General features: G+C 53.7%; 24 protein-coding genes. 16 read left to right on the forward strand and 8 right to left on the reverse strand.

All coding sequences use genetic code 11. From position 1 onward, the window contains the following. The first annotated feature begins 6 nt into the window (after positions 1–6). The 5 genes from hisS (at position 7) to msrA (ending at position 4,669) form a co-directional block, all read left to right on the forward strand. Positions 7–1,521: a histidine--tRNA ligase gene (hisS, locus tag QFZ34_RS16445; RefSeq protein ID WP_307282956.1), complete on the forward strand. Its 1,515-nt coding sequence runs from the start codon at positions 7–9 to the stop codon at positions 1,519–1,521. 6 nt (positions 1,522–1,527) lie between these two features. Beyond that, entirely contained in the window at positions 1,528–2,658 is a 1,131-nt protein-coding gene (locus QFZ34_RS16450; RefSeq protein ID WP_307282959.1) for an ATP phosphoribosyltransferase regulatory subunit, read from the forward strand. Continuing rightward, entirely contained in the window at positions 2,655–3,347 is a 693-nt protein-coding gene (hisG, locus tag QFZ34_RS16455; RefSeq protein WP_307282961.1) for an ATP phosphoribosyltransferase, read from the forward strand. The genes QFZ34_RS16450 and hisG overlap by 4 nt, the downstream gene beginning before the upstream one ends. A 119-nt stretch (positions 3,348–3,466) precedes the next feature. After that, positions 3,467–3,961, forward strand: coding sequence for a peptide-methionine (R)-S-oxide reductase MsrB (msrB, locus tag QFZ34_RS16460; protein WP_115055225.1), 495 nt, complete (start codon positions 3,467–3,469; stop codon positions 3,959–3,961). A gap of 21 nt (positions 3,962–3,982) precedes the next feature. Further along, the gene (gene msrA / locus QFZ34_RS16465) at positions 3,983–4,669 is read left to right on the forward strand and encodes a peptide-methionine (S)-S-oxide reductase MsrA (protein WP_370878802.1); all 687 of its coding nucleotides are present in this window, start codon (positions 3,983–3,985) and stop codon (positions 4,667–4,669) included. Between the two features lie 59 nt (positions 4,670–4,728). On the opposite strand, the gene QFZ34_RS16470 is transcribed toward msrA, so the two are convergent. Then, positions 4,729–5,124 (reverse strand): DoxX family protein, encoded by a 396-nt coding sequence (locus tag QFZ34_RS16470; RefSeq protein WP_115055223.1) that lies wholly within the window; start codon positions 5,122–5,124, stop codon positions 4,729–4,731. 99 nt (positions 5,125–5,223) lie between these two features. Then, positions 5,224–6,615: a class II fumarate hydratase gene (gene fumC / locus QFZ34_RS16475; protein WP_307282967.1), complete on the reverse strand. Its 1,392-nt coding sequence runs from the start codon at positions 6,613–6,615 to the stop codon at positions 5,224–5,226. A gap of 139 nt (positions 6,616–6,754) precedes the next feature. Between fumC and QFZ34_RS16480 the strand changes: the two genes are divergently transcribed. Together QFZ34_RS16480 and QFZ34_RS16485 are read left to right on the forward strand one after the other, a co-directional pair. Next, on the forward strand, positions 6,755–7,165 hold the full coding sequence (locus QFZ34_RS16480; protein ID WP_115055221.1) for an SRPBCC family protein: 411 nt from the start codon (positions 6,755–6,757) through the stop codon (positions 7,163–7,165). A 3-nt stretch (positions 7,166–7,168) separates the two neighbouring features. Continuing rightward, a complete protein-coding gene (locus tag QFZ34_RS16485) occupies positions 7,169–7,525 on the forward strand; it encodes a VOC family protein (RefSeq protein WP_307282971.1) in 357 nt (118 codons plus the stop codon). 33 nt (positions 7,526–7,558) lie between these two features. On the opposite strand, the gene QFZ34_RS16490 is transcribed toward QFZ34_RS16485, so the two are convergent. Continuing rightward, on the reverse strand, positions 7,559–8,119 hold the full coding sequence (locus tag QFZ34_RS16490) for an NADPH-dependent FMN reductase (protein ID WP_115055219.1): 561 nt from the start codon (positions 8,117–8,119) through the stop codon (positions 7,559–7,561). Positions 8,120–8,207: 88 nt separating this feature from the next. Between QFZ34_RS16490 and QFZ34_RS16495 the strand changes: the two genes are divergently transcribed. After that, the gene (locus tag QFZ34_RS16495; RefSeq protein ID WP_115055218.1) at positions 8,208–8,615 is read left to right on the forward strand and encodes a winged helix-turn-helix transcriptional regulator; all 408 of its coding nucleotides are present in this window, start codon (positions 8,208–8,210) and stop codon (positions 8,613–8,615) included. A gap of 72 nt (positions 8,616–8,687) precedes the next feature. Here QFZ34_RS16495 and groL read toward each other — a convergent pair whose 3' ends face one another. The 4 genes from groL to QFZ34_RS16515 all read right to left on the reverse strand — a co-directional run bounded on the left by groL (position 8,688) and on the right by QFZ34_RS16515 (position 12,393). Then, on the reverse strand, positions 8,688–10,334 hold the full coding sequence (gene groL / locus QFZ34_RS16500; protein ID WP_115055217.1) for a chaperonin GroEL: 1,647 nt from the start codon (positions 10,332–10,334) through the stop codon (positions 8,688–8,690). A gap of 56 nt (positions 10,335–10,390) precedes the next feature. Beyond that, positions 10,391–10,687 carry a co-chaperone GroES gene (gene groES, locus QFZ34_RS16505; protein ID WP_115055216.1) on the reverse strand — a complete coding sequence of 99 codons (297 nt, stop codon included), beginning with the start codon at positions 10,685–10,687 and terminating at the stop codon, positions 10,391–10,393. Positions 10,688–11,050: 363 nt separating this feature from the next. Beyond that, the gene (locus tag QFZ34_RS16510; RefSeq protein ID WP_115055215.1) at positions 11,051–11,362 is read right to left on the reverse strand and encodes an ArsR/SmtB family transcription factor; all 312 of its coding nucleotides are present in this window, start codon (positions 11,360–11,362) and stop codon (positions 11,051–11,053) included. Further along, positions 11,359–12,393, reverse strand: a complete 1,035-nt coding sequence (locus QFZ34_RS16515) for a cation diffusion facilitator family transporter (RefSeq protein ID WP_307282982.1) — start codon at positions 12,391–12,393, stop codon at positions 11,359–11,361. The genes QFZ34_RS16510 and QFZ34_RS16515 overlap by 4 nt, the downstream gene beginning before the upstream one ends. 161 nt (positions 12,394–12,554) lie before the next feature. Between QFZ34_RS16515 and QFZ34_RS16520 the strand changes: the two genes are divergently transcribed. From QFZ34_RS16520 to QFZ34_RS16545, 6 genes are all read left to right on the forward strand, one after another. Further along, complete coding sequence (locus QFZ34_RS16520; RefSeq protein WP_307286396.1) at positions 12,555–13,403, forward strand: TIGR01459 family HAD-type hydrolase; 849 nt, start codon at positions 12,555–12,557, stop codon at positions 13,401–13,403. Between the two features lie 12 nt (positions 13,404–13,415). Then, a complete protein-coding gene (locus tag QFZ34_RS16525) occupies positions 13,416–14,396 on the forward strand; it encodes a bifunctional riboflavin kinase/FAD synthetase (protein WP_307282985.1) in 981 nt (326 codons plus the stop codon). A 102-nt stretch (positions 14,397–14,498) separates the two neighbouring features. Continuing rightward, entirely contained in the window at positions 14,499–15,344 is an 846-nt protein-coding gene (locus tag QFZ34_RS16530; RefSeq protein ID WP_307282988.1) for a MipA/OmpV family protein, read from the forward strand. 271 nt (positions 15,345–15,615) lie between these two features. After that, positions 15,616–18,534 carry an isoleucine--tRNA ligase gene (gene ileS / locus QFZ34_RS16535; RefSeq protein WP_307282990.1) on the forward strand — a complete coding sequence of 973 codons (2,919 nt, stop codon included), beginning with the start codon at positions 15,616–15,618 and terminating at the stop codon, positions 18,532–18,534. 189 nt (positions 18,535–18,723) lie between these two features. Beyond that, positions 18,724–19,404: a hypothetical protein gene (locus QFZ34_RS16540; protein ID WP_307282992.1), complete on the forward strand. Its 681-nt coding sequence runs from the start codon at positions 18,724–18,726 to the stop codon at positions 19,402–19,404. 134 nt (positions 19,405–19,538) lie between these two features. Next, the gene (locus QFZ34_RS16545) at positions 19,539–20,522 is read left to right on the forward strand and encodes an Lnb N-terminal periplasmic domain-containing protein (RefSeq protein ID WP_307282995.1); all 984 of its coding nucleotides are present in this window, start codon (positions 19,539–19,541) and stop codon (positions 20,520–20,522) included. A gap of 5 nt (positions 20,523–20,527) precedes the next feature. On the opposite strand, the gene QFZ34_RS16550 is transcribed toward QFZ34_RS16545, so the two are convergent. After that, positions 20,528–20,959 carry a nucleoside deaminase gene (locus QFZ34_RS16550; RefSeq protein WP_370878856.1) on the reverse strand — a complete coding sequence of 144 codons (432 nt, stop codon included), beginning with the start codon at positions 20,957–20,959 and terminating at the stop codon, positions 20,528–20,530. 99 nt (positions 20,960–21,058) lie between these two features. On the opposite strand from QFZ34_RS16550, the gene QFZ34_RS16555 reads away from it, so the two are divergent. Next, a complete protein-coding gene (locus tag QFZ34_RS16555) occupies positions 21,059–22,930 on the forward strand; it encodes a pseudouridine synthase (RefSeq protein ID WP_307283001.1) in 1,872 nt (623 codons plus the stop codon). Between the two features lie 8 nt (positions 22,931–22,938). Next, positions 22,939–23,496, forward strand: coding sequence for a 16S rRNA (guanine(966)-N(2))-methyltransferase RsmD (rsmD, locus tag QFZ34_RS16560; protein ID WP_115055205.1), 558 nt, complete (start codon positions 22,939–22,941; stop codon positions 23,494–23,496). Positions 23,497–23,508: the final 12 nt, after the last annotated feature.

Here is a 23,508-nt window from a genome sequence, read left to right on the forward strand (position 1 = left end):
ATCATCATGGCAACCAAGGCAGACAGGGTAAAAGCGCGGCTGCCGCGCGGTTTCGTGGACCGGACACCGGATGATTTGCGCGCCGCCGAAAAAATGATGGCGGAAATCCGCAAAGTCTATGAGCTTTATGGTTTTGAGTCAGTTGAAACGCCATTGATTGAATATACCGATGCGCTTGGAAAATTCCTTCCTGATCAGGATCGCCCGAATGAAGGCGTGTTCTCGTTTCAGGACGATGATGAGCAATGGCTTTCGCTGCGCTATGACTTGACCGCGCCGTTGGCGCGCTATGTCGCCGAAAATTACGAAAGCATCCCGAAGCCATATCGCAGCTACCGGGCTGGATGGGTATTCCGTAACGAAAAGCCAGGCCCCGGCCGCTTCCGTCAGTTCATGCAGTTCGATGCGGATACGGTGGGTGCGCCCAATGTCTCGGCCGATGCCGAGATGTGCATGATGATGGCTGACGTCATGGAGGCGCTCGGCATTCAGCGCGGCGACTACGTAATCCGCGTCAATAATCGCAAGGTTCTTGATGGGGTGCTTGAGGCGATTGGGCTCGGCGGCGATGAGAATGCCGGCAGACGCCTGACTGTGCTGCGCGCCATCGACAAGCTTGATAAGTTTGGTGTCGAGGGCGTTCGTGAGTTGCTTGGAAAAGGCCGCAAAGACGAAAGCGGCGATTTCACCAAAGGTGCAAACCTGGATGAGGCCGCTATCAAGCAGGTTCTTGATTTCACTGCGGCAGGCGCTGCGACGGGCAGTGCTACTATTGCCAATCTGGAAAAAGTTGTCACCGGCAATGATAAAGGCGCAGAGGGCGTCGCTGAACTTGGTACAATAGAGGCGCTTTGTTCTGCCGCCGGTTATGATGGCCGCGTCAAGATTGATCCATCCGTCGTGCGGGGTCTTGAATATTATACCGGCCCCGTTTTCGAAGCGGAGCTTCTTGCTGAAATTCCAAACGAAGATGGCCAGATTGTCCGTTTCGGCTCGGTGGGAGGCGGCGGACGCTATGATGGACTTGTTTCGCGTTTTCGCTCTGAACCCGTGCCGGCAACAGGTATTTCTATCGGTGTTTCCCGCCTGATGACCGCGCTCAAAAATCTCGGAAAGCTCGATATGTCCGACAATATCGGACCCGTTGTCGTAATGGTCATGGACCGCGATACGGAAAGCCTTGGCCGCTACCAGAAAATGGTATCCGATCTGCGGCAGGCCGGTATCCGTGCCGAAATGTATCTTGGTGGCTCCGGCATGAAGCCGCAGATGAAATATGCGGACCGTCGCGGCGCTCCCTGCGTCATCATTCAGGGTTCGCAGGAACGTGATCTTGGCGAGGTGCAGATCAAGGATTTGATCGAAGGCGCACGTTTATCGGCCGAAATCGAGGATAATATTACCTGGCGCGAAAGCCGCCCTGCACAGATCACGGCAAAGGAAAGCGATATTATCGCGGAGGTGCGTAAGATTCTCGATGCGCAGGCCCAAGATCGCGTCAACGCAGCAAAGGCCTCGTAAGCTCGAATGGTTGCTTCCCGTGCTCCTTTATTTAGCGATAGACTTGCCGCGTTGATAGCGAGCAGGGAAGCGGAACTTGTCGATATTCCTGTCATCCAGCCTGCGGACCAGTTTCTCGATATGGCTGGTGAAGATTTGCGCCGAAGGATTTTCCTCACGGAGAATGAAACAGGCCAAGGCCTGTGTCTGCGCCCTGAATTTACAATCCCGGTCTGTCGCAATCATATCGAACTCAATGCTGCGACGCCAAAACGTTATGCTTATCTAGGCGAGGTATTCCGCCAGCGGCGCGATGGTGGCAATGAGTTCTTCCAAGCGGGTATTGAAGATTTGGGCGATGCCAATCGCGCCCGAGCCGATGCACGCTCTCTAGCGGACGCTCTGGCTTCCATAAGGCTCGTTGCGCCCGATGCCCAGCTGGAAACCTTGCTTGGAGACCAAGCGATCTTTGAAGCGGTTCTGGCAGCTCTCGGCCTGCCACGCGGCTGGCAAAAAAAGCTTGTCCGGGCTTTCGGCAATCCTGATCAGCTCAAGGGCTTGTTGAAGGATTTGTCATCCGACAGACAAAATGGCGATCTGCCGGTCCATCTTGCAGCGCTGGTTGCCAAAGGTGACGAGGCCGCGCTCGCCGCCGAATTGGAAAAGGATATGGAGTCGGCTGGCATTTCTCCAGGGGCCGGTCGTACACCTGTTGAAATTGCTCGCCGTCTCATCGATAAAGTGGCCCTTGCTTCCGTGCGCTTGCAGCCCAAGGCGATTTCGGCACTTCAGGATTTTCTGGCGATCCGCATTCCTTTGCAATCAGCAGCGGGGCATCTGTTGCGATATGCGCGCGCAAATGAATTCGATTTGGGTCCAGCTTTGGAACAATTCGAGGCGCGTTCTGTATCGATCGTGGAAGCGGGTATCGGAGATGAAACCATCATCTACGACGCTTCGTTTGGGCGTCCGCTCGATTATTATACGGGTCTGGTCTACGAAACCCGTGCAGTGAGCAATGCCGAAATTGGTGCTATCGTTGGCGGCGGCCGTTATGATCGGCTGCTGACGATGCTTGGTGCTGTCGGTTCGATCCCGGGTGTGGGCTTTTCCATCTGGCTTGACCGTCTCGAGCAGATAGCTGGAGATGCAAAATGACCATCACATTAGCACTTCCATCAAAGGGGCGGCTTAAGGAGCAGGCTCTTGAAGTACTCAGGAAAGCCGGTTTGGAAGTCCTCCTTCCGAGTGATCAGCGTAACTACAGGGCGCAGGTAGCGGGCGAGGGCCAAATTGACATTCTTTTCCTTTCTGCTTCCGAGATTGCCCGTGAACTGGGATATGGCAGCGTCGATCTTGGTGTAACCGGCGAAGACCTCATTCGTGAAACCCTGTCTTCCGCCGATGATCGGGTGCAAATCGAGGCACGGCTTGGCTTTGGCCATGCGGATGTGATCGTCGCTGTGCCAGAGGTTTGGTACGACGTATCTACCATGGCGGACCTTGATGACGTTGCTGCCGATTTCCGCCAGCGCCACGGTCGTCGTTTGCGTATTGCAACAAAATATTGGCGGTTAACCCAGCAATTTTTCTCACAGATGCACGGTATCCAGGTTTATCGCATCGTTGAGAGCCTTGGCGCAACCGAAGGTGCTCCTGCCTCCGGGTCGGCAGATATCATCGTCGATATTACATCGACAGGGTCTACGCTGCGTGCCAATCAGCTCAAAATTCTGGAAGATGGCGTCATCCTGAAGTCGCAGGCATGTTTGATTTCTTCGCGTGCGGCAGCAGACGCCAAGGCTGTATCAGAACTATCGCAGCGCATAAAGGCAGCGCTCGGTTAGCTGTAAATCCATCAACTCTCTGTGATCCGTCCGCTTGAACGTAACCTTTTGGGTTCTTCCTTCGTATTTCCCTGCATGAAGCCGAAATAATTCGGTATCATCATGCAGGGAGCTTATCCATGATGACACGTCGAACCCTGTTCGGAGGCGCTGTGGCCACATTTGGTGCAGTTGTTGCCGCGCGCTTTGCGACCATGCCCAAGGCTCACGCTACGGGTACATTCGAAATTGAACACACGGATGCTGAATGGAAGAAACTTTTGACGCCGGAGCAGTATGATGTGCTGCGTCAGGAAGGCACGGAAGCGCCCTTCACCAGCCCGTTAAATCATGAAAAACGTAAAGGCATATTTGCCTGCGCTGGTTGTGATCAGCAGCTTTTTGAATCCGAAAAGAAGTTTGACAGTGGTACTGGCTGGCCCAGCTTCTGGCAGCCGATAAAAGGTGCGGTGATCGAGAAATCCGACAACTCGTTCGGCATGGTGCGTACGGCGGTGGAGTGTCATCGCTGCGGTGGCCATCTAGGGCATGTCTTCGACGATGGCCCGCAACCCACCGGTCTTCGCTACTGCATGAACGGTGTTGCCATGAAATTCATGCCCGCTGCTGCCTAAGCTATTTCGAAGGAAAAACAAATGAAACTTCGTTACTTGTTACTTGCAACCACCTTGCTATTTGCCCCAGCTATGGCATTCGCGGAAAGCGTCACGATGGTGCCTCCGCCAGCGATGGATCAGTCAATAGCGGCCGGAACTGAAAAAATCGTGCTTGCCGGCGGATGTTTTTGGGGCGTTCAGGGTGTTTACCAGCACATGAAGGGCGTCACAAACGCTGTGTCAGGTTATTCGGGTGGAGAAAAGGGCACTGCGAATTATGATCTTGTGAGCGGCGGCGATACCGGCCATGCGGAAGCGGTTGAGGTCACGTTTGATCCAAAGACCGTCAGCCTGGGCAAGATTTTACAGGTCTATTTTTCTGTCGCTCACAACCCAACCGAACTGAACCGGCAAGGACCAGATACGGGCACGCAATATCGCTCTGCAGTGTTCACGACCAGCGTAGATCAAGAAAAAGTGGTGAAGGCCTATATAGACCAGCTCGACAAAGCCAAGGTCTATTCAGATCCGATAGTGACCAAGGTCGAGCCTCTCAAGGCTTTTTACACGGCAGAAGCCTATCATCAGGATTATGCGACCATTAATCCGACGCAGCCCTATATCGTCTACAATGATCTGCCCAAGATCAAAAACTTGAGCAAGCTCTTTCCGCAGGAATATCGGGAAAAGCCGGTGCTTGTGAGTGAAGTCCAGCCTACCAATTGACGCAACAATAAAAATAAAGGCCGCGTGAAGCGGCCTTTATAAGCGAATGATATTTTCGTTTAACCGCGCTTTGCGTCGATTGAAAGTGCACCAGCTCCATAAGCAGCCAGGACAAAGAAACCACCAGCTACGCCCAGGTTTTTCTGAAAGAACATGAATTGGGTCATGCCGGCATCGCCAGCCCAGTTCAGGTGAGCAGTCGCCGTGGCGGCCAAAGTGAAGAGGCCAAGCAAGAGAGCTGCAATACGGGTCTGGAAGCCAACGAGAACTGCAATGCCCCCGAAGAATTCAAGCAGACCGACAAGAACCGCAACAACTGTTGGCGCTGGCAAACCCATGCCGCCAAAATAGGCAGCAGTACCGCCGATAGCTGTTAGCTTGCCCCAGCCAGCCATGATAAACATGACCGAAAGCAGAATGCGACCGATCAGAACCAGAATGCCATTGTTAGACATAGATTTTTCTCCAAAAAAGTGACTGCGCGGTCAGTACGCGATGCATACTGTTTACTAAAGTCACTTTTTCGACAACAGATTGTTCATCAAATCCACTGCTTATTCCGGAGCGATCATCCGTTCCGGCCGCACAAGACGATCATAGTCCTCGGCTGACACATGTCCGCTGGCAAGCGCTTCCTCACGCAAAGTCGTCCCGTTCTTATGCGCTGTCTTGGCGATCTTGGCCGCATTGTCGTATCCGATGGCCGGAGCCAACGCAGTGACGAGCATGAGCGAACGTTCGAGCAAATCCTTGATGCGAACTTCGTCGGCTTCGATGCCCTCAACACAATTATCGGCAAATGACACCATCGAATCGGCAAGCAGGCGAATGGACTGGAGTACATTGAGCGCGATAACCGGCTTGAACACATTCAGTTCAAAGTGGCCTTGGCTCGCTGCCACTGTAACGGTAGTTTGATTACCGAAAACCTGTGCTGCAACCATCGTCAGTGCTTCTGCTTGGGTTGGGTTGACCTTGCCTGGCATAATCGAGGAACCAGGTTCGTTTTCTGGCAATTTCAACTCACCGAGACCCGAACGGGGCCCCGACCCCAGAAAGCGAATATCATTGGCAATCTTGAAAAGATCAGTAGCAAGCGCATTCAGGCTGCCATGGAAATTCGCCAACGCGCCATGGCTCGCCAGAGCCTCAAATTTGTTTGGAGCCGTCTTGAACGGCAATCCCGTTATGTCTGACACAGCTTCAGCAAAGCCCGAATCAAAGCCCACGGGTGCATTCAATCCTGTGCCGACGGCAGTACCGCCCTGCGCCAGCAGGAAAACGTCCGCCAAGCTCTGTTCGATGCGTTTGCGGGCGTATTCAAGCGCGGCGCGGTACCCCGAAAACTCCTGTCCAAGTGTGACGGGTGTGGCATCCTGTGTGTGAGTGCGACCGATCTTGATGATGTCGGCGAACACCTTTTCCTTCTTGGCGAGCGCCTCAGTCAGATGGGTGAGGGCAGGGTAGAGCCGCTTTGTCGCCTCAACGGCTGTTGCAATATGAATGGCCGTCGGAAATGTGTCGTTTGACGACTGACTCATATTGACGTGATCGTTAGGATGGACCGGTTTCTTCGAGCCCTTCGTTCCGCCGAGCATTTCAATGGCACGGTTAGAGATAACCTCGTTGGCATTCATATTGGACTGTGTTCCGGAACCAGTCTGCCATACGACGAGCGGGAAATGATCATCGAGCTTGCCTTCGATAACCTCTTCGGCGGCAACTGTAATTGCGCGGCCGGTGACTTCATCCAGTTTGCCCAGAGCCATATTGGTTTCTGCCGCAGCGCGTTTTACGATACCAAGTGCCCGAACCAATGGGATGGGCATACGTTCGCCGCCGATCTTGAAATTATGCAAAGAGCGCTCGGTCTGTGCGCCCCAATATTTGTCGGCAGCTACTTCGATTGGACCAAACGTGTCTGTTTCGGTGCGTGTAGAAGTCATCGTCTATTTTTCCTGTGACAGTTGGCGCAATGACTACTGCGAAGCGGTCCGGGAGGCAAGGTTCCAGCACGGAATGTTGGTCTGGATTTCGTAAGGTGCTAAGATAAAATCGATTATAGCACTGGTGGGAGGTCAAGCTATGACAGCACTGGAAGCACGAACTCTTCAGATCGCCATTCAACGCGATTGGAAGGATGTTTACCGCTATGCAAGCTTACCTGAGCATTTGCCGGAGTGGGCATCGGGGTTGACTTCGGGCCTGCAGAAGTCCGGAAATGAATGGGTGGCTGACGGTCCCGCCGGAAAGCTGCGTCTTCGGTTTGCGCCCGATAATGAGTTTGGCGTGTTAGACCATTGGGTAATAACGGAAACCGGAGAGAATGTTTATATTCCCCTGCGCGTCGTTGCCAATGGCAATGCTTCCGAAGTGATATTCACCTTGTTTCGATTGCCCGGCATTGACGATGAAAAGTTTACTGCGGACGCAGCATGGGTTATGCGCGACTTACAGAAACTGAGAGATTTGCTGGAAGCGCAATTGCTGGAGTAAGGGATGAGCAATAGTTCAGGTCAAGACAAACAGATCAACTATATCGAGTTCAACGTCGAGGATATTTCGCGCGCGAAGGATTTCTACGGCACCGCATTCGGCTGGACCTTCACCGATTATGGCCCGGCCTATTGCGAGTTTTCGGACGGCAATCTCAAGGGCGGTTTTGCTCATTCTGAGGGGGTGAGATCTGGCGGCCCATTGGTTATTCTTTTCGCCGATGATCTTGCGGATGCGCTGGAACGTGTCAAAAAAGCGGGCGGAAAAATTTCAAAAGAGATATTTGAATTTCCCGGAGGGAAGCGCTTCCATTTTGTTGATCCGGAAGGCTACGAATTGGCGGTCTGGTCGGACAAGTAAGGAGGCGGCTGCACAAGCAGCCGCCGAATAGCATTAGGCGTCGCGTGCAGCTTTCAAGGCGTTGCCCCACCAGACAAGCTGATCAAGCTGGGCGCCTGCCGCCTCATTGAGGTGCGGATAATCGCTAAGCTTCTTTTCCCCTTTAACGACAGTCAAATATTCGGGGAAGGAAATATGGACGCCGGTCTTGACAGATGCCGCACCCATTTCAACGAATATAAGACGCAGATGTTCAACGGCGCGTGCACCGCCGACACCACCATATCCCACAAAAGCGACTGGCTTTTGAATGAACTCACCAAGATCTATCGCATTCTTCAGCACGGCAGTTGGCGCGTGGTTGTACTCTGCGACGGTGAAAATAAAACCGTCGAAAGAGCGCATCTTCTTCTTCCAGCGCTCGGCGGTTTCGCTTTCCGCCGTCGTGCTGCGTTCTTCACCAAAGAAATGCATAGGATAGTCCAGCAGGTCGACAATCTCGACCTCTAAATCATCGCGTTGGCTTGCAACGTCAGCGATCCATTTGGCAGGAAACTCGGCGAACCGGCCAATGCGCGTGCTGCCGACGATGACGCCGATTTTTAGTTTTGCCATTTTCAGAAATCCTTATCTTGGGATGGTAACTATTTGTGACCGGAGCTATATAGGTGACTGTTAAAAGTTCTAGCAAGGAGGCACTTTTTTGAAACCGAAGCACTTTGAGGTAACTCCTGCCTGTGGTGCGGTCCACCAGATTCTTTCCCGTGTCGGAGATAAGTGGACCGTGCTGGTCGTTAATTATTTGGGCGCTGGTTCAATGCGGTTCAACGAGTTGAAACGCTCGATTGATGGCATTTCTCAAAAGATGCTTACCAGCACTTTGCGTGGCTTGGAGCGCGACGGTTTTGTAACGAGAACGGTGTTTCCGACAATCCCGCCGCGTGTGGATTATGAGCTTACCGATCTTGGACGCGATCTGCTTGTGCCGGTGCGCAACCTTGCTGACTTCGCCATCCAGAATGAAACGCGTATCGCCAATGCGCGGGCCAGCTTCGATTCCGCGAACAAGGCTACGGAAATCACTCCGCCTTTCGCTCAAGCTGCCGAATAAAAACGCTTACTCGTACAACAAAAAAGGCGGGTCGAAACCCGCCTTTTCCGTATTCTATAGGGAGAGGTCTTCTTAGAAGTCCATGCCGCCCATGCCGCCCATTCCGCCGCCTGGCATCTGGGGAGCACCGCCATTGTCCTTCTTAGGAGCTTCGGCAATCATGGCTTCGGTGGTGACTAGAAGACCTGCAACCGATGCTGCGTCCTGCAGAGCAGTACGAACAACCTTGACTGGATCAACAATGCCCATGACGATCAGATCGCCATATTCACCATTGGCCGCATTGTAGCCGTAGGTTTCTTTCTTGCTTTCAAGAATCTTGCCAACAACGATGGAAGCTTCATCGCCAGCATTTGTCGCGATCTGACGAGCCGGAGCCTGCAGAGCACGACGAACGATGTTGATGCCTGCATCCTGATCGGAATTTGCGCCCTTAAGAGTAAGGTTCGCAGAGGCACGTAGAAGAGCAACACCACCGCCAGGAACAATGCCTTCTTCAACAGCAGCGCGCGTCGCGTTGAGAGCGTCGTCAACGCGGTCCTTCTTTTCCTTCACTTCAACTTCCGTTGCACCGCCAACGCGGATAACTGCAACACCGCCAGCGAGCTTGGCAAGACGTTCCTGCAGCTTCTCACGGTCATAGTCGGAAGTTGTTTCATCGATCTGCTGCTTGATCTGGCCGACGCGGGCGTTGATTTCACCCTTCTTGCCATGACCGTCAACGATCGTGGTGTTTTCCTTGGTGATCGACACCTTCTTGGCGCGGCCGAGCATGTCGAGCGTAACGCTTTCGAGCTTGATGCCGAGGTCTTCGGAAATAACCTGACCGCCAGTAAGGATAGCGATGTCTTCAAGCATTGCCTTGCGGCGATCGCCGAAGCCAGGAGCCTTTACAGCCGCAATCTTCAGACCGCCGCGCAGCTTGTTGACAACGAGCGTAGCAAGAGCTTCGCCTTCTACGTCTTCAGAAATGATGACGAGTGGCTTGGAAGTCTGAACAACAGCTTCGAGAACTGGCAAAAGAGCCTGAAGGTTCGAGAGCTTCTTTTCATGAAGAAGGATGTAAGCATCTTCAAGATCAGCAACCATCTTTTCAGGGTTGGTGACGAAGTATGGCGACAGGTAGCCGCGATCGAACTGCATGCCTTCAACGACTTCGAGTTCGGTTTCAGCGGTCTTGGCTTCTTCAACGGTGATGACACCCTCGTTGCCGACCTTCTGCATTGCCTTGGCAATCATTTCGCCGATTTCGGTCTCGCCATTGGCAGAGATCGTGCCAACCTGCGCAACTTCTTCCGAAGTCTTGATCTTCTTGGCGCTCTTGCCGAGCTGCTTGACGACTTCTGCAACAGCAAGATCGATGCCACGCTTCAGATCCATCGGGTTCATGCCAGCAGCAACAGCCTTGCCGCCTTCCTGAACGATTGCCTGAGCAAGAACAGTAGCAGTCGTGGTGCCGTCGCCAGCGATGTCGTTCGTCTTCGAAGCGACTTCACGGACCATCTGTGCGCCCATGTTTTCGAACTTGTCTTCAAGTTCGATTTCCTTGGCAACAGTCACGCCGTCCTTGGTGATGCGTGGAGCGCCGAAGGACTTGTCGATGACAACGTTACGGCCTTTCGGGCCGAGCGTTACCTTGACTGCATCTGCAAGGATATTAACGCCGCGCAGCATGCGCTCACGCGCGTCGCGGCCGAATTTTACTTCTTTAGAAGCCATTTTATCTCTCCTGGGATTTAACCCGGTTTGATCGAAATATTATTGGGTGACGGTGATTAGCCGAGGATGCCGAGAATGTCGGATTCCTTCATGATCAGCAGATCTTCGCCGCCGATCTTGACTTCCGTGCCGGACCACTTGCCGAACAGGATGTGATCGCCTGCCTTGACATCGAGCGGTATGAGCTTGCCAGCTTCGTCACGAGCGCCTGTGCCTACGGAGACGATTTCGCCTTCCTGTGGCTTTTCCTTGGCAGTATCCGGAATGATGATGCCGCCTGCAGTCTTTGCTTCCGATTCAACGCGGCGTACTACGACGCGGTCGTGAAGCGGGCGGAACTTGGTCTTGGCCATGGTTAGAACCCTTGATGTTGGTGTCAAAACGGTTTCGCAAACAGTTGTGCCATTCGCGTTATTAGCACTCGTTGATAGTGAGTGCTAACTGGAGCCGGAGATAGTGGGAGGGGTCGAAAGAGTCAAGGGAAAGGCGATGAAATTTTCATGACATTGGTGGATTCGAAGTTCCAGGTTGGACGCCGTCATACTCAGATAGCAGGGCCCCGGTAGGCTCCATCGCTATTTCACCATCCAGCGCTCGAGCAATGTGCATGTGCTGTCTTTGATTGCGCGCCATTGCGGCAACTTGTCCTTTGAAAAAGAGCCCAGAACTTTGGTGAGCGCCTTACCTAAAGTATAAAACGATCCGATGAAGCAGTTTTAGTCGTCACTATCCTCGCATACGTGATGCGCCATATCGACAAGCATGTCGCTGACATGTTTGTCAGCAAGTTCATAAAAAATCTGCTTTGCCTGCCGGTTGCCGCGCACCAGACGCGCCCCACGCAGCAATCGCAAGTGGTGACTGACCAATGATTGCGACAAATCCAGGCTTGCCGCAATGTCGCCGACGGAGCGTGGGTGTTCGAGACAAAAGAACAGGATTCGTAGTCGCGTCGGGTCGCCAAGCAGTTTGAATGTCTCGGCGAGGATGGTCGTATCAAGCTGGGATGGTATCGTTATTTTGCTCAATGTTTGTGACCTTCATGGCTATGGTCATGCGCTGCATGATCATGATCGCCGTGGCCGCTATGGCCATCCTCCCCGTGATCGTGGTCATGTTCGCCGGAGGTGTCGCTGCCAAGACAGCAGTCGCCGGTAGCATCGGCAAAATCGATGGCAATGGTCGAATGCTCGATCTCGAATTTTTTGATCAGCTCCGCCTCGACGGCTTTCACCAGCAGGCGCGGATCGCTGCCTTCTTTTGGCTTCACATGCAAGGTTGCCAGCGCCTTGCCGGATGTGATCATCCAGACGTGGACATGGCGTACGCCAGCCAGGTCGGAGACCGTTTTCATCAAGTGCTGTTCGATTTCTTCCGGCTTGGCATTTTCCGGGGCGCCTTCAAGCAGAATATGCAGCGAATTACGCAGGAGCGCCCAAGCGCTGCGCAGGATCAACAAGCACACGAAGACCGAAAGGATCGGATCGATTGGTGTCCAGCCAGTATAATAGATAATGACCGATGCCGTAATGGCAGCTACGGAACCAAGCAGGTCGCCAAGAACATGCAAGATCGCACCTTTGATGTTGACGTGATCCTTGTCGCCGCGGGTCAAAATCCAGAAGACGCCAATATTTACGAGCAGTCCTATCGTTGCGACGATAAACATTGGACCCGCGAGGACCTCGCCGGGATTGCGAAACCGCTCAAAGGCTTCGATGGCGATCCAGACAAGAATGGCGAAAAGTGCGAGCGCATTAATAAGGCCGGCAATGACTTCAAAGCGTAGATATCCAAATGTGCGGCGTTCATCAGCCGCGCGTTTGCCAAAACGAAATGCTGCATAGGCCAGTGCGAGAGCCCCCGCATCCGTCAACATATGTCCGGCGTCGGCAATCAATGCCAAGGAACCCGATAAAAGGCCCCCAATGACTTCCACAATCATAAACGTGAATGTGATCAGGAAGGCGATCAGGACCTTGCGCTCATTGTCAGCCGTTATTTTGGGAGCATGATCATGTGCGTGATCGTGCCCGTGCGTGCCGTGGGAATGCGCCATTTGAACCTCGTTTGATAACAAACATATCAATATTTGTTCATGTGTTTACTGTCAACCGGTCGATACAGCTTTTGATGATGATCCCAAGTGACAGTTTTCCTGCAATCAGGTAAGCGAGGTGCAACTGGAGTACTGGCATGGAGAAGAGCGGCATGACCGACATGGTACATTTGGCAAGTCTGGACGACTTGATGGATCGTTATGACGTGCTTCTTTGCGATGTCTGGGGTGTTTTGCACAATGGTGTCGATTCGTTTGCCTCTGCTTCAAAAGCATTGGCTCGCGCCAGAGCCGCTGGTTTGACCGTGGTCCTGATAACCAACGCCCCGCGACGCTTCGATAGCGTGGCAGCGCAAATCCATGGCTTGGGTGTGCCCGAAGATGCCTATGACCGGATCGTTACATCAGGCGATGTTACGCGTGAATTGATCCGCAATTCGCCGCGTAAGGTCTTCCACCTTGGACCGGAGCGTGATGAAACGCTTTACGAAGGACTGGACGTTGAGCTTGTGGAAGAGCGGGAGGCTGATGTCGTCGTCTGTACTGGTTATTTTGATGACGAAACGGAGACACCGGCTGATTATGCTGAAATGCTGACGCGTTTCCGTTCGCGCGATCTGCCATTTATCTGTGCCAATCCTGATATTGTCGTTGAGCGCGGAGATCGTCTGATCTGGTGTGCCGGTGCTTTGGCCCGCGATTATGGCCAGCTTGGTGGCCGGACCTTGATTGCCGGCAAGCCGCATCGACCGATTTATGAGGCTTCCATAGCCGCAGCTGAAGAGGTGCGTGGCAAACCTGTCAAACTTAACCGTGTCATTGCGATAGGCGATGGTATGCTGACGGATGTCAAAGGTGCTGATCTCTTTGGCATAGATGTCCTATATATATCCGGTGGCATTCACGCGGGTGATTATGTCCATGGTGGCGTTCACGATGTCGAAAAGCTGCTGGAATTCCTGAAGAAACACGGAAGCAATCCTGTTGCTACGATGCCTGCTCTGGCTTGAGGACAAGCAGCTATGCAAATTTTGCGCTTGACGGACCCCACGCAGCTGCCAGCTGATTTAAGAGACGCTGTTGTCGCGATTGGTAACTTTGACGGGGTGCATCGTGGGCATCAAGCAGTTCTCGAACGCGCTTTGGAAGCGGCTCAGGCTGCGGGCAGGCCCTCGCTGGTTTTAACGTTCGAGCCGCATCCACGCAGCGTCTTTGTGCCGGACCAACCGGTGGACCGGCTGACACCGGCAGCTGAAAAAGCTACTATTCTGGAGGCTTTGGGCTTCGACGCCGTGGTGGAATGCCCGTTCACGCGCGAATTCTCGCAATTGACTGCCGATGACTTCGTTGACCAGATTCTGGTCGGTGCCCTGCATGCAAGCCGCATCGTCACCGGCTTTGATTTTCATTTTGGCAAAAATCGCCAAGGCGGCCCCGCTTTTCTCATGGAGGCCGGTGACAAGCGCGGTTTCCATGTCACGCTGGTTGATGCGTTTCGCGATGAAGGCGGACAGGCCGTATCATCCAGCCGCATTCGCTCGCTGTTCGGGGAGGGCGACGTTGTAGAGGCGGCCGGCCTGTTGGGATATCGCCATCGCATTCGGGCAAAAGTGGTTCACGGCAAGCAGCTTGGTCGGACCATCGGTTATCCTACTGCCAATATGGTTCTGCCCCCGGAAACTCATTTGAAGCATGGCATCTATGCGGTTCGCTTTCGCCGGGCTGATGGCACCCTTTACGATGGCGTGGCCAGCTTCGGACGCAGGCCCACAGTTGACACGGATGGCGAGCCACTTTTGGAAACGTACGTTTTCGATTTTTCCGGCGATCTATACGGTGAGATCTGCGCTGTTTCCTTCTTTGCATACCTTCGTGGCGAAGAAAAATTCGATGGGCTGGAGCCTATGATGCTTCAGATCAGAAGGGATGAAGAAGAGGCACGGGGACTTTTACAGGGTGTGAAGCCGCTCTCGCCGCTGGATAACACGATTAATTTTGTCTGAAATGGCAAATCGTTTACCATAAGAATAAATCCAATTTTATCTATCCTTTCGTAGCCTTGGTCTGGAATTGCCGTCTCCCAAGGCAAATTTCGGAGTCAAGATATGTCTGTTCGTTTGATTGGCGCCCTTGCTGGCGCAGTATTTTTCGCGTCCCCCGCCATAGTGCTTGCGGATGAATATTATAGTGACGCGGAAACACCGGCCAGCAGCTCAAGAGGCGATCATTGGTGGTCGGGCGACTGGTATCTGACATTGGGAGCAAAGGGATTTGTTGCGCCGCGCTATGATGGCGCAAGCGATTATCGCCTGCTGGCCGCTCCGGTTATTTCACTTGGACGCGCTGGCAAGTCTGAAAAATTCTCGTCCCTGAATGACAATGCTTCCATCGGCTTTATCGATACCGGCGTGTTTCGCGCCGGTCTGACGGGCAAGCTGGTTTCCGGGCGCGACGATGATGACTCACGCGATTTGAAGGGACTGCATGATACCGATTGGGGCGTAGAAGTTGGCGGGTTTGCCGAATTCTATCCGACAGATAATGTCCGCGGCCGCGTTGAAGTTCGTCGTGGCATTGGCGCGCATGATGGCGTGGTTGCAGATTTCGCTGTTGATGCCTTTACGGATATTACTCCAACGGTGCGTGTGTCCGCCGGTCCACGCGCTACTGTCGCGACGAAAGATTACTTCCGTGAATATTACGGTGTTAATCCAGCAGAGTCTGCTGCGTCTGGCCTTAAGGAATACCGGCCAGGAGGGGGGCTGAAGTCGCTCGGAATCGGCGGACAAATTACCTGGAAGACCACAGACAAGATCACGACAAGCGCCTATGCGGAGTATAACCGTTTGATGGGACCTGCTGCCGATTCAAGTCTGGTCAAAGAGCGTGGGTCAGCTAATCAGGCAACGTTTGGTTTGCAGGCAACCTACCGATTTGACTTCTCGCTGTAGCGGATGTCGCAGATACAGACGAAGTTTATTGCATCTGCCCCTTTATTCTCGCGAGCGTGGTTGCTAAAAGCGCGGTCATGAAAACCGTTTGCGGGGCTTTTCCCAAGTCCGTACCGATTCAGATACGAATTACTGGCCCGGCCTTCACCTGAACCTGAAGCTATTTGCTTCGTGGTGTTGAAGGTCCGGGCGGCGCCTTTGCGCCTTATTTCGATTTCTTCAAATCCTTGCTTGCAGCGATAACGCGCGGGCCCAAGAAAAGCCAAGAAAAATGAACGATACGCCTAAGCCAATCGACTATTCGAAAACTCTATATCTGCCGCAGACGGATTTTCCGATGCGTGCTGGTTTGCCAGCCAAGGAACCGGAATTCGTCCAGCGCTGGCAGGACATGGACCTTTATCGGAAGCTGCGTGAAGACGGCAAAGATCGTCCGCTTTATGTGCTGCATGACGGTCCTCCCTATGCCAATGGCAATATCCATATCGGCCATGCACTGAACAAAATTCTCAAGGACGTCATCACGCGCTCCTTCCAGATGCGCGGTTACAATTCCAATTATGTCCCGGGTTGGGATTGCCACGGTCTGCCAATCGAATGGAAGATCGAGGAACAGTACCGCGCCAAAGGCAAAGACAAGGATCAGGTGCCGATCAACGAGTTCCGCAAGGAATGCCGCGAATTTGCTGCCAATTGGATCAAGGTCCAATCTGCCGAGTTCAAACGGCTTGGTATCGAAGGCGATTTCGAAAATCCCTACACAACGATGGCATTTCATGCAGAAAGCCGCATTGCTGGGGAACTCCTGAAGTTCGCCATGTCGGACCAGCTCTATCGCGGTTCCAAGCCTGTCATGTGGTCGGTTGTTGAGCGCACCGCTTTGGCCGAGGCCGAAGTGGAATATGCCGACGTTGAAAGCGATACGATCTGGGTCAAGTTTCCGATCGTCAATGGCGAAGGTGATCTCGCATCGGCCTATGTCGTCATCTGGACGACGACCCCTTGGACCATTCCTGGAAATAGGGCGGTCAACTACTCACCTCGCGTAGCCTACGGACTTTACGAGGTTGAAACGGCAGAGAATGATTTCGGCCCGCGTCCGGGCGAGATGTTGATTTTTGCAGATGCGTTGGCGGAAGATTCGGCCACGAAAGCCAAGCTGACTTTCAAGCGTATCAGAGCCATAACAGCCGATGAGTTTGCAGGCATCGCTCTCTCCCACCCGTTCAAAGGTTTTGGCGGTGGTTATGAATTTGCAGTGCCGATGCTTGGCGGGGATCACGTAACCGACGATGCAGGTACAGGCTTCGTCCATACAGCGCCCGGCCATGGTCGTGAGGATTTCGATGCGTGGATGGATGCGCGCAGCGATCTTGAAGCACGCGGTATTTCCTCGGCAATCCCCTTCACCGTTGATGATGCGGGTTACTACACCAAGGATGCACCGGGTTTTGGGCCGGACCGTGAAGGAGGTGCCGCGCGCGTCATCGACGATAATGGCAAGAAGGGCGATGCCAACAAGGCTGTTATTGAAGAGCTGATCAATCGCGGCATGCTGTTTGCACGCGGTCGTATCAAACACTCTTATCCGCATTCGTGGCGTTCGAAAAAGCCGGTCATTTTCCGCAATACGCCGCAATGGTTTGTCTATATGGACAAAGATCTTGGCGATCAGACGACATTGCGTTCGCGCGCTCTTGCCGCCATCGACGAGACACGTTTCGTCCCTGCTGGTGGGCAAAATCGCTTGCGTGCAATGATTGAGGACCGTCCCGATTGGGTGCTTTCGCGCCAACGCGCCTGGGGCGTGCCAATCTGCGTTTTTGCCGACGAAGATGGCAATGTCTTGAAGGATGAAGTGGTCAACGCCCGCATTCTTGAGGCCTTTGAGCAGGAAGGCGCTGACGCCTGGTTTGCCGAAGGTGCCCGTGAGCGGTTCCTTGGCGAAAAAGCCAATGAACCCTGGGTACAAGTACGCGACATTCTCGACGTCTGGTTTGATTCAGGCTCGACCCATGTCTTCACCCTCGAGGATCGCCCTGATCTGAAATGGCCAGCGGATGTTTACCTCGAAGGCTCCGATCAACATCGCGGCTGGTTCCATTCGTCTTTGCTTGAAAGCTGCGGCACACGCGGACGCGCTCCATATAATACTCTTGTCACCCATGGCTTCACCATGGATGAAGAGGGGCGCAAGATGTCGAAGTCGCTCGGCAATACTGTCACGCCTCAGGATGTCATCAAGGATTCCGGGGCGGATATCCTTCGACTGTGGGTCATGACAACCGATTATTGGGAAGATCAACGTCTGGGTAAAAACATCATCCAGACAAATATCGACTCATACCGCAAGCTGCGTAACACGATCCGTTGGATGCTAGGGACTTTGGCTCATGACGAAGGCGATGAAGTTGCCTATGCGGATATGCCAGAACTCGAGCAGCTAATGCTGCATCGACTCGCGGAACTCGATGAACTTGTGCGTTCGGGCTATGATGCCTTCGAATTCAAGCGGATCACGCGCGCATTGATCGATTTCCTCAATGTGGAATTGTCAGCATTCTATTTCGATATCCGCAAAGACGCACTCTATTGCGATGCGCCTTCCAGCATCAAGCGGAAAGCTGCACTGCAAGTTGTCAGGCATCTGTTCGACCGTATCGTGACTTGGCTGGCTCCCATGCTGCCATTTACAACGGAGGAAGCATGGCTTGATCTGCACAAGAATGCCGTTTCTGTTCATCTGGAGCAGTTCAGGGACACGCCAAAAGAGTGGAAGAACGAAGCGCTGGCCGCAAAGTGGCGCAAGGTGCGCGATGTTCGCCGCGTAGTTACGGGTGCGCTGGAGTTGGAGCGCGCCAAGAAGACGTTGGGTTCATCACTTGAGGCTGCGCCGCTGGTTTTCATCAACGATTCTGAATTGTTCGAAGCGGTGAAGGGTCTTGATATGGCCGAGATATGCATCACCAGTGCCATAACCATCACGGACGGAGCAGCGCCAGCAGATGCCTTTGTTGCTGATGACGTCAAAGGCGTTGCGGTCGTATCGGAACGGGCAACCGGCACAAAATGCGCACGGTCATGGCGATACACGCATGATGTTGGATCAGATCCGGCCTATCCTGATGTATCGGCGCGGGATGCAGCGGCGCTACATGAGCTGGCGAAGTTGGGAAAACTTGATGCCTGAATCAAATCCGCGGGTTATCCCTTGAGATAATCCGCGGATTTATTAACAAGAAAGAGCCTCGACTTGCTTAATGCTACAGGCCTCATGTAAAAGGCTTGCCATTGAGTTGCCTGAATTTAGAGGCAGGGCATAGATCAAGCGTATTTTTTGGCGGGCATCAGTGCTCAGGCTTGGGTGGAAGTGGCGAGTATGAATTTGAACGGACGCATCACGGTTCTAAGTGCATTGTTTGCATCGCTGGCAATAGCTGGCTGCAGCACATCGCCCACCTATGGCACCGACAAAACGTCCGGTGCGCAATTGCTTGACGACGTATCAAACATTGCTTCGTTCAGTAAAAAGAAAAATACGATCGCGTATAATCCAAGGCCGGAGCTTGTTCGTCCACCTGCTGGCGCTTCTGCAAACGCCCAGTTGCCGCAGCCGCAGGGCAATGTTGTATCTGAAAACAGCGCCAACTGGCCAGAATCGCCAGAACAGCGGCGCAAGCGCATTCGCGATACCGCAACTGCCAACCAGAACAACCCGAATTTTGTTCCGGAAGTTGAAAACGATATTCCTACCGCTACCAAGTCGTCAAAATGGGATGAGTATGGCGTTTACAATGATAAGGCACCGAAGGTTGTGCCCGCTGGCTCGCCGCAAACCGATCAGAGCAGCGAGTTTCGTGCGCGCAAGCTCGCCTCAACGGCTGGCTCACCGACCACACGCAGATATTTGAGCGAACCACCGTTGGAATATAGGGCGCCCGCACCGACTGCGGCCACGGATGATCTTGGCAAAGACGAGGTCAAGAAAGAACGTGAGCGGAAAGCTGCAGCCCGGAAGGACAAGGGCTTCAGCTTCAAAAACTTGATTCCCTGGAACTGATCCAGAACTACTGCTCCTTACCTGTCGTAATGGTTGCCGCTTAAAGCGTGTTTCCGCAATCTGTTCCGAAAGTTTGGGAACAGATATGCTTGCGTTTCGTTAAGTTAACCTACGCCAGTCGAGGATTCTCCCAATTGTTCATTTTAAGATTGATCGGACGGATTATCCTCGTCCCTGTTTCGGTTCTGGTTTTTATATGGGGCGGATTTGCCCTTTGGTATCAGCTTCCCTTTGGCGTTTTCGGCACCATCGGCTGTCTTATAGTCTGGATAGCGATTGCCTTTTCCGTGCTTTGGCTGGAAATAAAGGGCCGGTCATTTAGGGCATTGATCGTTCTTGTGCCAATATTGCTTGGACTGCTCTATTGGTGGAGCACGATTACACCATCGCTCACGCGCATCTGGGCTGACGATGTTGCACAGACGGTCACCGGAACTTTGTCAGGCAATCAGGTCACCTTGTCCAATGTGCGCAACTTCGAATGGAGAACGCGCGAGGATTTCACGCCGCGCTGGGAAGTGCGCACGTATAATATGGAAGATCTGGCATCGGTCGATGTATTCCTTTCCTATTGGTCCAATCCCGCCATCGCGCATACGCTTGTCAGTTTTGGCTTTAAGAATGGCGAGCATGTTGTCTTTTCTGCTGAAATCCGGAAGGAGCGGCACGAAGCGTTTTCTGAGATCGGCGGTTTTTTCAAAGAATTTGAACTGGCAATGATCGCAGCCGACGAACGCGATATCGTTCGGTTGCGCACCAATATACGCAAGGAAGATGTGTATCGTTATCGTATCAATATGAAGCCGGAGATGCGCCAGGCATTGTTCCTGTCCTATGTCGACAATGCCAATCGCCTGGCGGAAAAAGCCAGCTTCTACAATACCGTCACCGCGAATTGCACGACGGTTATTTTTGATATGATACGAGCCATCACGCCGGATATTCCCATTGATTATCGGGTCATTTTCTCCGGTTATCTGCCAAGCTATCTTTATGATCTTGGCGCGATAGATAATCAGAAGCCTTTAAGTGAGGTGGAAAAGTCTGCCTTGATCAATCAGCGCGCGATAAATGCAGACACGTCACCTGATTTTTCGGCAAGAATACGCAGCGATTAACGGCACTAGAGCCGCTTTGCCTTGAAAAACTCTTTTAGCAGAGCTTCTGACTCGGCTTCGCCAAAACCAGAATAGACTTCCGGGGCGTGATGGCAGGTTGGTTGCGTGAAGAAGCGAGCCCCGTTTTCGACGCCGCCACCTTTTATATCCTGTGCGCCATAATAAAGTCGGCGAATTCGAGCAAAGGAAACTGCGGCAGCGCACATGGTGCAAGGCTCAAGGGTAACGAAGAGATCGCATCCGGTCAGGCGCTCATCCGCAAGGATCTGGCAAGCTTCTCGGATAACCAGAATTTCGGCATGCGCAGTTGGGTCATTAAGCTCTCGAGTCCGGTTGCCAGCTACCGAAATAACAGCCCCGTCTTTGACCAGGACAGCTCCAATTGGTACCTCTCCTCGGGCCGCAGCCGCGTGTGCTTGTGCCAAAGCCAGGCTCATAGGATCAGTTTTTTGGTTCACAGGTGGCTCATCATCCAGAATTTACTCGCAAGCACACTCCATAGCTGGTAGTGAGCCCTGCTGAAAGGCAAACATTCCATGACAAGCTCAAATGATGACGGCAAGGGCGGCAAACGCCCCTTTGAAAAGCGCAGTTTCGACAAGCGCGGTAATGATGGTCCCAAAGGACCCCGCAAGTTCGACAATGCTGCTCCGGCAAAGCGCGGTTTTGAACCGCGTAAAGAAGAAGCGCTGCCCGAAGAGGGCGAGCGCATAGCCAAGCGTTTGGCACGCGCGGGAATAGCATCCCGCCGCGAAGCCGAAACGATGATTGCGGCGGGCCGTGTTTCCGTCAATGGCAAGCGACTTTCCAGTCCCGCTATCAACGTCATGCGCAGTGATCGCATCGAGGTTGATGGAAAACCATTGCCTGAAAAAGAGCGGACGCGCTTGTGGCTTTATCACAAGCCAGCTGGTCTTGTGACGACCAATCGCGATCCCGAAGGCCGACAGACCGTTTTCGAATCCTTGCCGAAAGATATGCCGCGCGTTTTGTCCGTTGGCCGTCTCGACATCAACACCGAAGGGCTGCTTTTGCTCACGAATGACGGTGGCTTGTCGCGTGCTTTGGAATTGCCTTCTACGGGTTGGCTTCGCCGTTACCGCGTTCGGGCTCATGGCAGTGTCACCCAGGAAAAGCTTGATACATTGAAGGATGGCATTGCTGTTGACGGCGTCTTCTATGGTGCAATTGAGGCCCATCTGGAACGTGAGCAGGGCTCTAACGTCTGGATCATGATGGGGCTTCGTGAGGGCAAGAACCGCGAAGTCAAGAACGTCCTGGGTGCGTTGGGTCTGTCTGTTAATCGGCTCATTCGTATTTCCTATGGTCCATTCCAGTTGAGCGATTTGCCGGAAGGTTCTGTTCGCGAAATGAATGGCCGCACGCTTCGCGACCAGCTTGGTGAACGCCTGATCGAAGAATCCGGCGCTGATTTTGATGCGCCGATCATCAATGTATTCTCGAATGATGCCGTGAAAGGCGAAGCTGTTCAGCAGCCCGCCGAACGTCCGGCTCCGGCACGCCGCTCGGAGTGGATTTCCAGCGCACCGGTAGAAAAACGACGCGCGCCTCGTAAATCCAAGGATGAACAGCGCGAAGAAAACCTTTCCCGCTGGTCGACAGATCGTACTGACCGCCCAGCCACACCGCGAACCGGTCGTGACGAACGGCCTGCACGTGGACCACGCGAAGAGCGCCCAACTCGCGCGGCTCGTGACAACGATCAGAAGCCGCGCGGCATTAGCTCGAAAGCGGATCGGGAGCGCAAGGAAGACGAGGCTATGGCACCGCGCAGTTCGCGTTCAGCGAATGTGTGGATGGCTCCAGGTGCCCGTCCCATGGGCAGTGCGAGGGCAAAGGCGGTAGAATCGCGTGAAGCAAGAAATCGCGCGGAAAGCGCAAGGTCGGAAAGACCGGCGCGTGCTGGCGAAGGCGCGAGCCGGCCAGCTCGGGGCTCTGATCGTCCGGCCTCGGATCGTCCTCGGGAAGACCGTGAAAGGCCAGGTGCTCGCGCGCCGGGGGGGTATTCCGGCGACAAGCCGCGCAGCTATTCTCCGCGCCCACCGCGTGAAGGCGGCGATAATGCGGAGCGTCCGAAGCGTTCATTCGGCTCAGACCGTCCAGAAGGTTCCCGCAATGCACCGCGTCCCCCACGGGTTGGCAAGCGCGAGCGTGCGGAACTCAAGGAACGTGAAGCACGCGGCGACGCGCCGGCACACGGTGACCGTCCAAACCGCTCGGAACGCCCCTATGGTGCAAGCGGCAAGCCAACGCGCGCGCCCGGCAGGCAGGATGGCCGCAGCGGCGACCGCCCCTATGGTGGACCGAAAGCCGCACCCAGGGGTGCACCGCGTAGCGGCCCTGGTGGCGGAAGCAGGCCACCACGCGGCGGCAAGCCTAAAAGCTAAGGCCTCACATGCGGATTGTTGGCGGAAAATTTCGCGGACGGAGCTTGGCGACCCCAGAAACAAACGCGATCCGGCCGACAACGGACCGGACGCGTGAAAGCCTTTTCAATGTACTGGCGCATAACTACCCGGAAAAGTTCGAGTCCACGCGTGTGCTCGACCTATTTGCCGGCACAGGCGCTTTGGGACTGGAGGCTATGTCTCGCGGCGCACGCTATGGAATCTTCATTGAAGAATCTGCGCAAGGGCGTGGTTTGATTCGCACGAATATTGAGGCGTTTGGACTCAACGGAAACACCAAAGTGTTCAGCCGTGATGCAACCAAGCTTGGCGATGCAGGCAATGTCGAGCCCTTTGACCTGGTCTTTGCTGATCCGCCCTATGGCAAAGGTTTGGGCGAGCGTGCATTCAAGGCCGCTCTTGATGGCGGGTGGTTAAAGCCGGACGCATTGCTGATCCTCGAAGAAGAAGCTGAAGCTGTCATTGCTTTTGACGCCCGCTTTGAAATCATCGAAGAGCGTTCTTACGGCGGAACAATCATAAGGCTTGTCACATTGAAGTCGTAATAGCTTGGGAAG

This window comes from Phyllobacterium ifriqiyense, from assembly GCF_030817885.1.
Lineage (GTDB): Bacteria > Pseudomonadota > Alphaproteobacteria > Rhizobiales > Rhizobiaceae > Phyllobacterium > Phyllobacterium ifriqiyense.

Excerpts from the sequence above, each read along its gene's own strand:
- hisS (WP_307282956.1), top strand. The coding sequence starts at position 7 with ATGGCAACCAAGGCAGACAGGGTAAAAGCGCGGCTGCCGCGCGGTTTC.
- QFZ34_RS16450 (WP_307282959.1), top strand. The coding sequence starts at position 1,528 with ATGGTTGCTTCCCGTGCTCCTTTATTTAGCGATAGACTTGCCGCGTTG.
- hisG (WP_307282961.1), top strand. The coding sequence starts at position 2,655 with ATGACCATCACATTAGCACTTCCATCAAAGGGGCGGCTTAAGGAGCAG.
- msrB (WP_115055225.1), top strand. The coding sequence starts at position 3,467 with ATGATGACACGTCGAACCCTGTTCGGAGGCGCTGTGGCCACATTTGGT.
- msrA (WP_370878802.1), top strand. The coding sequence starts at position 3,983 with ATGAAACTTCGTTACTTGTTACTTGCAACCACCTTGCTATTTGCCCCA.
- QFZ34_RS16470 (WP_115055223.1), bottom strand. The coding sequence starts at position 5,124 with ATGTCTAACAATGGCATTCTGGTTCTGATCGGTCGCATTCTGCTTTCG.
- fumC (WP_307282967.1), bottom strand. The coding sequence starts at position 6,615 with ATGACTTCTACACGCACCGAAACAGACACGTTTGGTCCAATCGAAGTA.
- QFZ34_RS16480 (WP_115055221.1), top strand. The coding sequence starts at position 6,755 with ATGACAGCACTGGAAGCACGAACTCTTCAGATCGCCATTCAACGCGAT.
- QFZ34_RS16485 (WP_307282971.1), top strand. The coding sequence starts at position 7,169 with ATGAGCAATAGTTCAGGTCAAGACAAACAGATCAACTATATCGAGTTC.
- QFZ34_RS16490 (WP_115055219.1), bottom strand. The coding sequence starts at position 8,119 with ATGGCAAAACTAAAAATCGGCGTCATCGTCGGCAGCACGCGCATTGGC.
- groL (WP_115055217.1), bottom strand. The coding sequence starts at position 10,334 with ATGGCTTCTAAAGAAGTAAAATTCGGCCGCGACGCGCGTGAGCGCATG.
- groES (WP_115055216.1), bottom strand. The coding sequence starts at position 10,687 with ATGGCCAAGACCAAGTTCCGCCCGCTTCACGACCGCGTCGTAGTACGC.
- QFZ34_RS16515 (WP_307282982.1), bottom strand. The coding sequence starts at position 12,393 with ATGGCGCATTCCCACGGCACGCACGGGCACGATCACGCACATGATCAT.
- QFZ34_RS16520 (WP_307286396.1), top strand. The coding sequence starts at position 12,555 with ATGGTACATTTGGCAAGTCTGGACGACTTGATGGATCGTTATGACGTG.
- QFZ34_RS16525 (WP_307282985.1), top strand. The coding sequence starts at position 13,416 with ATGCAAATTTTGCGCTTGACGGACCCCACGCAGCTGCCAGCTGATTTA.
- QFZ34_RS16530 (WP_307282988.1), top strand. The coding sequence starts at position 14,499 with ATGTCTGTTCGTTTGATTGGCGCCCTTGCTGGCGCAGTATTTTTCGCG.
- ileS (WP_307282990.1), top strand. The coding sequence starts at position 15,616 with ATGAACGATACGCCTAAGCCAATCGACTATTCGAAAACTCTATATCTG.
- QFZ34_RS16540 (WP_307282992.1), top strand. The coding sequence starts at position 18,724 with ATGAATTTGAACGGACGCATCACGGTTCTAAGTGCATTGTTTGCATCG.
- QFZ34_RS16550 (WP_370878856.1), bottom strand. The coding sequence starts at position 20,959 with ATGAGCCTGGCTTTGGCACAAGCACACGCGGCTGCGGCCCGAGGAGAG.
- QFZ34_RS16555 (WP_307283001.1), top strand. The coding sequence starts at position 21,059 with ATGACAAGCTCAAATGATGACGGCAAGGGCGGCAAACGCCCCTTTGAA.
- rsmD (WP_115055205.1), top strand. The coding sequence starts at position 22,939 with ATGCGGATTGTTGGCGGAAAATTTCGCGGACGGAGCTTGGCGACCCCA.